We start from the raw sequence: 11,600 nt of genomic DNA, 5'->3' as shown, positions 1-11,600 counted from the left end.
GGACGAGGACAGCGTGGCGAGAACCCAGGACGAAATTCGGCAAACTAACGTAAAAAAGATTCTCCAAGCGGCAGAGCAGCTGTTTGCCGAAAAAGGCTATGCAGGTGCCTCAATGGGTGAAATCGCACAACTGGCAGAGATCCCCAAGTCCAATGTGCACTACTACTTCTCGACCAAAAAAGCGTTGTATCAAGATGTCCTTTTAGAGCTTCTCGAAGTATGGAAACAGGATGCGCTGTGCTTTGAGCTTTACGATGATCCTCGCGTCGTGCTTTCCACCTATATTCGCGCCAAGATGACCCACTCCCGCAACCGCGCCCACGGCTCAAAAGTATGGGCCGCCGAAGTGATGCAGGGCGCCCCGATCCTTAAGGAGCGCCTGCGCGATAACCTTTATGAATGGGCCAAGCTCAAAGAATCGAAAATTCGCGAGTGGGTCGAAACAGGCCAGATCAACCCCGTCGAACCCTCCTACCTTCTATATATGATCTGGGCCTCCACCCAGCACTACGCCGATTTCGACTACCAAATCTACCTGCTCAACGACGACCAGCCGCTGGACGACTTACAGTTCGAAAAGGCTGTGCAGTCGGTGACCTCGGTGATTTTGCGGGGCATTGGGCTGACTTCGTAATGGCCGGTGAAAAAGCGAGAAAAATTGCTATTGAACCCCTTGAAAGCCTTTGAACTGCTCCTATTTTGCAGTTGATAGAGGCGCTGCTCTGTGACGTGGCGGCCTCTTTCGATCATCTGCTTAACGTAGGAGGTGTTCGCTATGTTCGACGATATTAAGCGTTTCGAAATCGGCTCGTCCCAGCAGTTGGATTGGTTTCGCCAACTGTTGGACGGCTTCTTGCCTGATGGCAGTGCGATGGATATTCGCGCAGTGCCACGGGGCAGTTTTCCGATGATCAATCTCGCTCGCAGCGATGATGCCGTGCGTGTCTATGTGTTTGCTGCGGGGCTGGCGCCCTCGGACTTGACCATTGATATCCAGGATAACGTGCTTACCCTGCGTGGCAAGCGTGAGCCCGCCATCGGTAGTAATGAGGATGGCAGCTCGCGCCCAGTGTTTCGACGTGAGCGCCCCAGCGGTGAGTTCGTGCGGGCCATTGCACTACCTGATGGCTTAGATGCTGAGCGTGCCGAAGCGCATCATGCCCATGGTGTGTTTGAGATCGTGCTGCCTAAGCGGGAAGAACTCAAGCCGCGGCGTATTGATGTTCAGGCGGCTTAAGTCATGTTTATTAACCTTGGTACAGGAGGGTAAACCATGAATAACGTTGTTCGTACAGCCACCCAGTCCCCGTTGCAGGAGCGCGGCGACATAAAACGTACTCAAGAAACGTTGCTACCGGCAGTGGATATCATTGAGGAAGCCAGCGCCCTCAAACTAATTGCCGATATGCCTGGCGTGACCCGCGAATCGCTCAAGGTAGAGCTCGATAATAACGTGCTGAGCTTGGAGGGTGAGATAGCCCTGAATATGCCTGAAGGGCTGAGCGCGCTGCATGCTGAGGTGCGTGGCCAGCGGTTTGCGCGCCGCTTCAATCTTAGTCATGAAGTGGACAGTGATGCCATTACGGCCAGTATCACCAATGGTGTCGTGACCATTACGCTGCCGAAAAAGGATAGCCATCGCTCACGGCGTATCGATGTTCAGGCAGCATAAGACAGGGCTGCTACCTACCGCCCTCGGTATTTTCGCTGTAAGACGGGGGCGGTACTTTCCATCTGCGCTATTTAAGCTCTATGCTCTAGTGAGGAAGTTTTTGTTTTACACTTTCTTACAAATTAAGTAGAGAGGAGCCCATCATGACCGATATAGCCGCTTTGCTTGGCAGCGATGCCGATAGCTTGCTTAACCACACTTGCCAGGGGGTGCGTCGTGAGGACTTACATCTCCCTGGCCCCGATTTCATCGATCGTGTGATGGCCGATAGTGACCGCAGCCCAGCGGTGCTGCGTAACATGCAGGCATTCTTTAATCATGGGCGCTTGGCGGGTACCGGCTATCTTAGCCTGCTGCCGGTAGACCAGGGCATTGAACACTCGGCAGGTGCCTCGTTTGCACCTAACCCGCGCTATTTCGACCCGGCCAACATTGTCGAGTTGGCTATAGAAGGTGGCTGCAACGGCGTGGCTTCCACGCTTGGCGTGCTTTCGTCGGTGGCGCGGCGCTATGCTCACAAGATCCCGATGATGCTAAAACTCAACCATAACGAGACGCTGAGTTACCCGGCTATCTATGACCAGACATTATTTGCTGATGTAGAGCAGGCGCACGACATGGGCTGCGTGGCGGTTGGGGCGACCATTTACTTTGGCTCCCACGAGAGTCGCCGGCAAATCATGGAAATCAGCGAAGCCTTTGAGCGCGCTCACCAGTTGGGCATGGTCACCGTGTTGTGGGCGTATCTACGCAACCCGGATTTCAAGCAGGAAGGCACCGATTACCACGTCGCAGCCGACCTCACCAGCCAGGCCAACCATATGGCAGCCACTCTCAAGGCGGATATCGTCAAGCAGAAACTGCCTGAAAATAACGGCGGCTACAAAGCAGTCGGATTCGGCCACACCCACGATGATGTTTACAGCAAGCTGACGTCGGATCACCCGATCGATCTGGCTCGTTATCAGGTAGCCAACTGCTTTATGGGACGCGCTGGGTTGATCAACTCCGGCGGGGGCTCTAAAGGGCATTCTGACCTGGGTGAGGCCGTTCGCACGGCGGTGATCAACAAGCGTGCCGGGGGCATGGGCCTGATTTCCGGGCGCAAGGCGTTCCAGAAGCCGATGCAGGAAGGTGTTGACCTGCTGCATGCCATTCAGGATGTCTATCTCTCCAAAGACGTTTCCATCGCCTAATGCTAGCGATCGCAGGCATCGCTACATAGATTACTAGCATAAAAGGTTATTTGTTCTCGAAAAGGGGCGTTGAACATTATTAATGTTCAACGCCCCTGCCACTTAGCGCTCTTCATTTGTCCCCTTCTGAAAGGTTGAATGTTTCCAAAAGGCTTTATGGCCCTCTTTTAACGCCTGTGTACGGTTAATGCCTATATCGTCAAGCAGCCGGTCATCAAGCGCCAGTAACTGGCGGCGGCTGCGGCGATACTGGCGGTAGCTTTGTAACTGAATGCGAAGCTGGGTGAGGCTAAAGCGTGGCATGGCGAATCCTCCGTGTTAAGTGCCCCACCAGATTACTCAGTGCTATTCCCTCGATACAGATATAGATATTATTATTTTAAGGATACAGATTGCTGTGTTATATCTCTGTATGGTCGCTTAAGAGTTCATCTGTATTGCTTTCAGGCCGGGGGGGGGGAGGGTGTCATGACGCGCTACGAAGAGGTTGCTACCATTTTGCGGGAGCGTATAGAGCACGGTATTTACCGTGTGGGTGATCGCCTGCCCTCTATTCGTGCGGTTTGTCAGGAACTAGACGTCAGCATTTCGACGGCTCAGGAGGCCTATCGGCAACTGATGGACGTTGCATTGATCGAGTCTCGACCAAAATCCGGCTACTTCGTACTGCCAAGCCGGGCGCCAGCGGTGCTGCCCTCCGTCTCTCGGCCAGCGCAGCGCCCATTGGATGTTTCCCAATGGGATCAGGTGCTTGAACTCGTCGCCACCCAGCGAGATGACGAGCGGCTGCTGCTTGGGCGTGGTGTACCGAATTTTGAGTACGAAACGCTGCGGCCGTTGTCGAAAATCCTCGCTGGCCTGCATCGCAGTAATGACCTGCACGGGTTCAACTACGACAAGCTGAGCGGTAGCCCTGAGCTGCGACAGCAGGTGGCGCGATTGGCCATTGCCTCGGGCTGCCTGCTGCACCCGGATGACATTGTGATTACCACCGGTTGCCAGGAGGCGCTGGCCATTTCCCTGCGCACCCTTACTCAGCCCGGCGATGTGGTGGCCGTCGACTCGCCCAGCTTTTACGGCACCATGCAGATCCTTAAAGCCAACGGCTTGAAAGCGCTGGAAATTCCCACCGACCCACAAACCGGTATCAGCCTGGAAGCCCTGGAGTTGGCGCTTGAGCAGTGGCCGGTCCGCGCGATACAAGTCACGCCGACCTACAACAACCCACTGGGCTACACCATGAGTGAGGCACGTAAACGGGCGCTGTTTCAGCTCGCTCAGCGCTTTGATGTGGCGATTATTGAAGATGATATCTACGGCGATTTGTCATTCTCGCTGCCCAGACCGCGCACCGTTAAATCCTTTGATGACGATGGGCGCGTGATGCTGTGCAGCGGCTTTTCCAAAACGGTGGGGCCTGGTTTGCGGGTGGGCTGGCTGGCGCCGGGGCGCTATCGCGATCAAGCGCTGCACATGAAGTACGTTTCTACCGGCGCCTCGGCCACGCTGCCGCAGCTGGCCGTGGCGGAGTTCGTCGCTAAAGGGCACTACGAGCGCCATGTCCGTTACGCCACCCGTCAGTATCAGCGCCAGCGCGATATTATGATCAGTTGGGTGCAGCGCTACTTCCCCCAGGGGGCAGGCATCAGCTACCCGCAAGGCAGCTTTTTGCTGTGGGTAGAGTTACCCGCTGCGGTGGATTGTGTACGACTCAACCAGCGCCTGGCGCAGCGTGCGATCCATGTAGCACCGGGGTCGCTGTTTTCAGCCTCGGGCAAGTTTCGCCAGTGCCTGCGTCTTAATTATGCGTTTACTCTAACCCCTGAGATCGAAGCGGCCGTGCGCACGGTGGGCGAGTTTGCCACTGAGATGGTGGAAGAAGCGCAGGCGCATGCAGCCGTGCTGGGATGAGGATCGGTCATAAGCCTTACAAGGTGAGGTTGTCTTGACGCACATCTAATTGTTCTAAGCGCTGCTTTAAGAGACCCGGAAAGCGGGCATACCAGGTCTGATTGAGCGGAGAGGGGTGAGGCAGCGGATAGAGTTGAAAGTTTTGTGCTTCGCCCCGGTCATCCTCTAGCGTTACTTCGATACTACTTTCAAACCGATCCTCGCGCTTCCAGAACGCCTCCAGGCGTGCACGCTCCTCCTTTGAGCGGCCGATGCCGAACCACAGGAAAGCTTCGCGACCCAAGGTGATTAGGGTTCGCCCTTTCCAGCGGGAGATCAGTACTTCGTTCATCAGGTCATGAAAGTGGCGCTTAACCTTCATGGACCACGCTTTATTGCCGACGGGCTTGTAAGGCACGGTGGTGATCCAGAAAAAGTGCTCTCCCACGTCGCGCGAGGCCTCGAAGTCAGGCATTTTTTCATCATAAAGGTGCTCATACAGCGCCTTTCTGACCAACTGCCCGCCAGTGCCGATAAAGGGCTCCCCATGGCGAACCTCGTCGCGCCCAGGGTCGCGTCCAAAAAAGCCAATGCGCTGGTTAGGCTTGCCAAGGCCGATGATGGGCTCCAGTGGGTCGCGCTCGAAGCGCTGGTAAACCTCGACATCGATTCCTTCGATTTCTGCCGCTAGCGCCCTGAATTGTTCCTGTTGCTGCGGGGTCAGTGACATCGTCCATGCTCCTTGCTGATGTCGTTTGGCTAGTTCAATCAAACCACTCTTGCGCCGTACGCCATAAGCACATACCACCGAAGTACACAGAGGCCACGCCCCACCCCCATACGGCCCAGGCGGTGTGTGCAGGGCTGGAAAGTATCAGTGACGTTGCACACACGCACCATAGCAGTGTGACGGCGATATTGAGTGGCATGAACAAACGCACGCGAAAGGGGTGCAGAAACTTCATTTTAGTCACGGTGAGAATGGCGAGAACAACGATAGTGGCAAAGGTAATAAAAGGAGGTAAATCAATAATGTAAAAATAGGCGGCGGTGATGTTCCAGGCGGCTGGAAAGCCAACGAAGTAGTTGTCCTGGCTTTTCATATCGACATTGCAAAAACAGAACATCGACGACAGCAGAATAATGAACACTGAGAGCAGTGCAAAATAGGGCGGCAGTTCAATAAAGTAGTAGATAAAGAGGGCAGGAATAAAGGCCCAGGTCAGGTAATCAATGACCATATCGAGCGTTGAGCCATCGAAGTTGGGCAGTATCGTCTTCACTTCATACTTACGCGCCAGAGTGCCATCGATACCATCAATCATCATCGCAGCACCCAGCCAGAGGAGGCAGGCGACGGGATTATTATCGACCAGTGCAAGCAGTGCCATGGTGCCGAGTAGTACACCGCTGGCGGTGAATATATGCACACTCCAAGCTTTATATCGTGAGGTGCGGGATTCTGTATGCGAAGAGAATGATTGAACCACGTTGACCCCATTGGGAACGTGTTGTCCCCTTGCTGTTCGGTTTATTGATAAGCGTGTCAAAAACCATACCCTATCACTGTTTTTTTATATCGGTCGCTTAAATTGCTGCCGCGCCTGTGCAACCTGCACGCGGGTGATGCAGTTTAGCGAGTGGTCATTGATCAGCCCCATCGCCTGCATAAAGGCAAAAGCGGTCGTCGGGCCAACGAATTTCCAACCGCGTTTTTTTAACGCTTTGGATAGAGCGATGGATTCAGGCGAGATGGTCTGGGTTTGCGGCGGGGGGAGTGAGTTGGTATCGGGCTCAAAACCCCAAAAGAAGGCGGCTAACGAACCTTCCTGTTCGACCATTTCTTGCGCCCTTACAGCATTGTTAATGACCGCTTCGATTTTTCCGCGATGGCGGATAATGCCCGCGTTCTGCAGCAGTTGCTGCACATCGTCTTCGCCAAACCGGGCAACCTGATGAAAATCGAAATGGTGAAAAGCGGTGCGGAAGTTCTCGCGTTTATTGAGAATGGTGCGCCAACTCAACCCCGACTGAAAACTCTCCAGGCACAGCTTCTCGAACAGCCGCTGGTCGTTAGTTACTGGAAAGCCCCACTCGTTGTCATGGTAAGGCAAAAACTCCGCCGCGCCCCCACACCATAGGCAGCGGGGATGACCATCAGGGGCGATAAAGTCGGACATAGAGCATTTCCTTAGCAGGTGATAAAAGCTGTTTTCAGTTAGCAATTAGGTGTTAACTCACTATAACGTTATTGGCGTGATAGCAAACGAGCCTGGAGATGAGTATGACATTTGTTCGCCCTGCCACGATTAATGATCTTGATACGCTAACGGAGCTGCTAGATGGTTATCGGCAGTTCTACGCTCAGCCTAGTAATGTGGAGGCCGCTCGTGCCTTTTTGCGCCAACGATTTGGGCAGGCGGATTCACGCATCCTCGTGAGTGAGGGTGGGGATGGGCAACTGACTGGCTTTGTGCAGCTTTATCCGGGCGTTTCCACAGTGGGCTTAAATGCACGTTGGACGCTAAATGATCTGTTTGTGTTGCCAGAGTGTCGTGATAAAGGCACCGGTAGGGCGCTAATGGAGGCTGCCGCACAACTTGCCCACGAGCATGGCGTAGCACGCTTGATATTAATGACGCAGGTAGAGAACGAGCGTGCCCAGCACCTTTATGAGTCATTGGGCTGGCAGCGTAATACGGCGTTTTATGGTTACTTGCTTGATGTGAAGTGAGTTAAGCAGTTCAGGCTCGGCACCTAGCCGAGCCTGAATCGCAGTGCATCAAGCCTCGCTTAGCTTGCGCGCTCTGTGCAGGTTTTCCATCGTGTTCAGACACGCCTGGGCGGCTTCTTTCCCTTTGGTAACAAAGTGTTGGGTGTAGAAGTCGTGATGCGTGGCGTGCTCATGGAAGTGGTGCGGTGTTAATACTGCAGAGATCACCGGCACTTGCGTGTCTAGCTGCACCCGCATCAAGCCATCAATCACCGCATGGGCGACAAAGTCGTGGCGATAAATACCGCCATCGACCACAAAGCCAGCCCCTACAATGGCACCATAGCGGCCACTTTGAGCGAGGATCTTGGCTTGCAAGGGAATTTCGTAAGCACCTGAAACGGTGAAGGTGTCTACTTGTTCGGCGTTAAGCCCACAGCGTTCTACTTCAGCAATAAAGGCTTCATAGGCCTTCTCGACGATATCCTGATGCCAGTGGCCTTGAATAAACGCGATGCGTTGAGACGTGGTGTGGGTAGAAAGTGTCAGCGGAAATGTCTGATTCATGGTCATTCTCTTGGCTAAGTTGTACCAGAATCAGGGCACGCGGAACCGGTCGTCAGGCAGCCGTAACAGTTGGCATCAGCCACTGTTAACGTTGCGTGTCTAAGGTGCCGTTCTCTTTCATCCGGACTATCACCGTCGGCTTCGGTTTCTCACCGAATCTGCTGACCTCAAGCAATTGCTTGCTTGAGCGCTCGCGGGCTTAGCGGCCTGGTTTAAAGGCCGTATCACCGCCGGTGGGGACTTTCACCCCGCCCTGAGAACTTTGCTGAATATCAGCCCAGCCATTTTACGCTTATTCTAAAAGCCGAGCCAAGGCGGTGTGGTTATTTTGGCGGGGTCGCGCTGCATGATGATCTCGCCGTGGCGCACCGAAAGCAGCACCTCGCCTTGATTGCGCAGCACGCTGTAGTCGTCCTCGCCCTCCAGCAGGTTGAAGCTGGCCGGTTTGCCCACCTCAATGCCGTAGCGTTCTTCGATGTTAAGCGTGCGAGCGCTATTGTCAGTAATCAGCGAAAGCGCCTGACTGAAATCCTGATAACCCATCATTTGGCAGATATGCAGGCCGAAATCCAACGTGCGTAAGAGCTTGCCATTTCCCAACGAATACCAGGGATCAAAAATGGAGTCTTCAGCAAAGCAGACGTTGATACCCGCTTCGTTGAGTTCCTTTACCCGTGTGACGCCGCGCCGTTTGGGGTAGGTGTCGAAACGCCCTTGCAAATGAATACTTTCGGTGGGGCAAGAGACGAAATTAATGCCCGAGCGCTTGAGCAGCAGAAACAGCTTGGAGCAGTAGGCGTTATCGTAAGAGTGCATCGCCGTGGTGTGGCTTGCGGTCACGCGGCTGCCCAAATCATTAAATAGCGCTTCACAGGCCAGTACTTCAAGAAAGCGCGAATTGGGGTCGTCGATCTCGTCGCAGTGCACATCCACCAAGCGGTCGTACTTGATCGCGAGTTCGATCACTCGCTTCATGGACGCCACGCCCAGTTCACGGGTGTATTCGAAATGGGGGATGCCGCCCACGACGTCGGCACCGAATTCCAGTGCCTCCTCCATTAGCTTTTCTCCGCCGGGGTAGGAGAGCAGGCCATCTTGCGGAAAGGCGACTACTTGAATATCGATTTTATCCTTCAGTTCATCCCGCAAGGTACACAGTGTTTTAAGGCCAATCAGGCTTGGGTCGCTGGTGTCAGCGTGGGTGCGCACGAACTGAACGCCGTTGCCGATTAATAAATTAAGCGTTTTCAGAGCGCGCTCGCGAATATCGGCTTCGGTGAGCATAGGCTTACGCTCGCTCCAGCGCTCAATGCCTTCAAACAGCGTGCCGCTTTGGTTCCAGCTTGGCTCACCCGCGGTGAGGGCGGCATCCAGGTGAATATGAGGCTCGATAAAGGGCGCGCAAACGAGCTTGGCGCCTGCATCAATCTGCCCCGCGCTCGCTGTTTGTGGTGCATCTTGTGCGGTGATGGCGGTGAACGTGCCGTTCTCAATTTCCAGCCGATAAAGCTCAGGGCGCTGGCGTAGGCGGGCATTAATGATCTGCATGGGCATATGAAAAAGGGCTCACTTATTGTTTAGCGGGTGAAGGAAGCGTATCGCTCAGCGTAGCGTGGTTTAAACGCAGCAGCACGGCGTAGCTGCCCGCTGCCACCGCGACCCCTACCAATGGCGGCAGTAACGGGGAAAAGTAGGCAGCCCCGGCACCCAGCGCATAGGCAGCCAGCCCTCTACGGTTGAAATCAGGCAGTTGAGCGGTATCCAGAGCGGGGTAACGGCCTTTATGCTTGAGCCAGAAGTCCGCCATGATCACCCCGCCCATGGGCGGAATAAACGTGCCAAGCAGTACCAGAAAGGGGATAAGCAGATTGTACATACCGCCGACCGCTAGCACCGTCCCAATGGCCGCACCTGCTACGGTGACCAAGCGGCGCTTTTCAGTACGCAGCAAATTGCAGCCCGCCACCGCGAAGTTGTAAATAGTGTTGTCCTGTGTCGTCCAGATATTGAGAAACAGCATCAGCACGGCGATGGTGACAAAGCCCTGGGCAATCAGCACATCGACAATATCCGCCTGCTGGTAAATCATGGTGCCAAGTGCACCAGTGAGCACCATTAAACCGTTCCCCACAAAAAACGCTGCCAGGGTCGCAATGACGGCAATTTTCGGCGTTTTGGCGAAGCGGCTCCAGTTAGTGGCTTGGGTGCCGCCGCTGATAAACGTGCCGATGATGACAGTGACCGCTGCCGCCATGCCCATACTTTCCGTAGGCGTTTGCTGGCTTAGTCCTGTAAAGCCGCGCACATCCACCAACCCAGTGAACAGGCTAATCAAAATAAACAGCATCATGGCGGGGACGGCAAAGCGCGAAAGCCAGTCCATGCCCTTATAACCAATCATTGCGGTGATACAAAAGCCAAAACCAAAAAGCACCATTAAAGGGATTTCCAGCCATTCAGGCATCCCTGTGGTGCGTACTAGTACCAGCGCGATGGTCGCTGTGCCCCAGGCGTACCAGCCAATCTGTGTAAAACCGAGGATAAAATCAGAAAGTTTGCTGCCCTTCTCGCCAAAACAGAAGCGCCCCATCAGCACCGAATTAAGCCCGCTTTTGCAGGCGATATAAGCAAGGGCTGCCGCATACGTTCCCAGCAACAGGTTACCAATCAGTATGATCCAGAGCAGTTGGCCAATCGGAAACGCTTGGCCTAACGTGCCACCGGCCCACATGGTCGCGGTGAAAAAGGTAAAGCCGAGCAGTACGGCTGACGTGGAGAGTAACCCTTTGCGGGCACGGGTAGGGACTTCGCTGAGCGGGTAATCAGATTGGTTCATGGCAGGCTCCGGTTGAAAACGGTTCTCTTGAAAATATAAGCAACCGGCATGCCAAGTTTGCTTTATTTATTAGGACTGTTTTCCACTAACAACCCGCGCATTAACGTTTCGACGATAGCGTCGCACTCCTCTGCTAGTGAGTACTGCTGTGGGTCTTGCAGCCAATCAAAGCAGACGCCAATCAAAAAGCCATGAAACTGGCGGCGCGCGCTGGTGGGGGAGAGGCCCGCACGCAATTGGCCTGCCAGTTGTGTTTGTTCAAACAGACGTTCTACCTGTACTTCAGCGTGCTCTGAAAGGCGGGTGATCATGCTGATGCGCGGGTGATCATCTTCCAGTTTCTCGCAGCGGTGCAGCACGATGGTGGCTGCCCGCTGCAGTGGTAGGTCATGGCAGATGCCTGCCAGCGAGCGTTGGGCAATCTCGCGTAAGCAGGCCACTGGCGTTGCACCAAGATGGTGGGTTGTATCATCGACGATTTCATCTAAAGGGATGCGTACCCGCTCCAAGAGCGCATTGAATACCGCTGCTTTATCTTCAAAGTGCCAATAAATGGCGCCCCTCGTCACGCCCGCCGCCTCGGCAATATGGGCCAGGGTCGTGCGCGATACACCCTGGGCTAAGAAGGTGGTCTCAGCCGCATCCAGGATCGTTTCTCGAGTGCGTTCAGCGTCGGCCTTACGACGGGACATAGCGCCTCCTCTTAATAGATTGGCCGTATTTTGG

Annotated in this window: 14 protein-coding genes and 1 riboswitch; of the genes, 6 read left to right on the top strand and 8 right to left on the bottom strand. The window is 54.5% G+C overall.

From position 1 onward, the window contains the following. The first annotated feature begins 13 nt into the window (after positions 1-13). The 4 genes from ACWI0H_RS18820 to ACWI0H_RS18805 all read left to right on the top strand — a co-directional run bounded on the left by ACWI0H_RS18820 (position 14) and on the right by ACWI0H_RS18805 (position 2,868). Complete coding sequence (locus tag ACWI0H_RS18820; protein ID WP_485874220.1) at positions 14-634, top strand: TetR family transcriptional regulator C-terminal domain-containing protein; 621 nt, start codon at positions 14-16, stop codon at positions 632-634. A 141-nt stretch (positions 635-775) separates the two neighbouring features. Continuing rightward, positions 776-1,237 carry an Hsp20/alpha crystallin family protein gene (locus tag ACWI0H_RS18815; protein WP_101148146.1) on the top strand — a complete coding sequence of 154 codons (462 nt, stop codon included), beginning with the start codon at positions 776-778 and terminating at the stop codon, positions 1,235-1,237. Between the two features lie 36 nt (positions 1,238-1,273). After that, positions 1,274-1,672, top strand: coding sequence for an Hsp20/alpha crystallin family protein (locus ACWI0H_RS18810; protein ID WP_101148145.1), 399 nt, complete (start codon positions 1,274-1,276; stop codon positions 1,670-1,672). Between the two features lie 143 nt (positions 1,673-1,815). After that, positions 1,816-2,868 (top strand): class I fructose-bisphosphate aldolase, encoded by a 1,053-nt coding sequence (locus ACWI0H_RS18805; RefSeq protein WP_101148144.1) that lies wholly within the window; start codon positions 1,816-1,818, stop codon positions 2,866-2,868. A 102-nt stretch (positions 2,869-2,970) separates the two neighbouring features. Here the strand turns inward: ACWI0H_RS18805 and ACWI0H_RS18800 are convergent, their stop codons facing one another. Further along, complete coding sequence (locus ACWI0H_RS18800; RefSeq protein WP_339885671.1) at positions 2,971-3,171, bottom strand: YjiS-like domain-containing protein; 201 nt, start codon at positions 3,169-3,171, stop codon at positions 2,971-2,973. A gap of 165 nt (positions 3,172-3,336) precedes the next feature. Here ACWI0H_RS18800 and ACWI0H_RS18795 point away from each other — a divergent pair, with 165 nt between their 5' ends. Beyond that, a complete protein-coding gene (locus ACWI0H_RS18795) occupies positions 3,337-4,779 on the top strand; it encodes an aminotransferase-like domain-containing protein (protein WP_485874219.1) in 1,443 nt (480 codons plus the stop codon). A 16-nt stretch (positions 4,780-4,795) separates the two neighbouring features. Here ACWI0H_RS18795 and ACWI0H_RS18790 read toward each other — a convergent pair whose 3' ends face one another. From ACWI0H_RS18790 to ACWI0H_RS18780, 3 genes are all read right to left on the bottom strand, one after another. Further along, positions 4,796-5,488: a uracil-DNA glycosylase family protein gene (locus ACWI0H_RS18790; RefSeq protein ID WP_485874218.1), complete on the bottom strand. Its 693-nt coding sequence runs from the start codon at positions 5,486-5,488 to the stop codon at positions 4,796-4,798. 34 nt (positions 5,489-5,522) lie between these two features. Continuing rightward, complete coding sequence (pcsA, locus tag ACWI0H_RS18785; protein ID WP_422822697.1) at positions 5,523-6,248, bottom strand: phosphatidylcholine synthase; 726 nt, start codon at positions 6,246-6,248, stop codon at positions 5,523-5,525. An 84-nt stretch (positions 6,249-6,332) separates the two neighbouring features. Further along, positions 6,333-6,938, bottom strand: coding sequence for a DNA-3-methyladenine glycosylase I (locus ACWI0H_RS18780; protein WP_485874217.1), 606 nt, complete (start codon positions 6,936-6,938; stop codon positions 6,333-6,335). 104 nt (positions 6,939-7,042) lie between these two features. On the opposite strand from ACWI0H_RS18780, the gene ACWI0H_RS18775 reads away from it, so the two are divergent. Further along, a complete protein-coding gene (locus tag ACWI0H_RS18775) occupies positions 7,043-7,492 on the top strand; it encodes a GNAT family N-acetyltransferase (RefSeq protein WP_336273932.1) in 450 nt (149 codons plus the stop codon). Between the two features lie 48 nt (positions 7,493-7,540). On the opposite strand, the gene ACWI0H_RS18770 is transcribed toward ACWI0H_RS18775, so the two are convergent. The 4 genes from ACWI0H_RS18770 to ACWI0H_RS18755 all read right to left on the bottom strand — a co-directional run bounded on the left by ACWI0H_RS18770 (position 7,541) and on the right by ACWI0H_RS18755 (position 11,566). Continuing rightward, positions 7,541-8,038 (bottom strand): 6,7-dimethyl-8-ribityllumazine synthase, encoded by a 498-nt coding sequence (locus tag ACWI0H_RS18770; RefSeq protein WP_176303950.1) that lies wholly within the window; start codon positions 8,036-8,038, stop codon positions 7,541-7,543. Positions 8,039-8,143: 105 nt separating this feature from the next. Continuing rightward, positions 8,144-8,303: riboswitch (FMN riboswitch) on the bottom strand. 32 nt (positions 8,304-8,335) lie between these two features. Further along, positions 8,336-9,592: a cytosine deaminase gene (gene codA / locus ACWI0H_RS18765; protein ID WP_101148136.1), complete on the bottom strand. Its 1,257-nt coding sequence runs from the start codon at positions 9,590-9,592 to the stop codon at positions 8,336-8,338. Between the two features lie 16 nt (positions 9,593-9,608). Then, a complete protein-coding gene (gene codB / locus ACWI0H_RS18760; RefSeq protein WP_336273929.1) occupies positions 9,609-10,874 on the bottom strand; it encodes a cytosine permease in 1,266 nt (421 codons plus the stop codon). 62 nt (positions 10,875-10,936) lie between these two features. Continuing rightward, complete coding sequence (locus ACWI0H_RS18755) at positions 10,937-11,566, bottom strand: TetR family transcriptional regulator (RefSeq protein ID WP_336273928.1); 630 nt, start codon at positions 11,564-11,566, stop codon at positions 10,937-10,939. Positions 11,567-11,600 lie beyond the last annotated feature (34 nt).

Source organism: Halomonas sp. NYA30 (assembly GCF_976980765.1).
The sequence above is the reverse complement of the archived record's forward strand: the minus strand, read 5'-3'. Positions and strand labels throughout refer to the sequence as shown.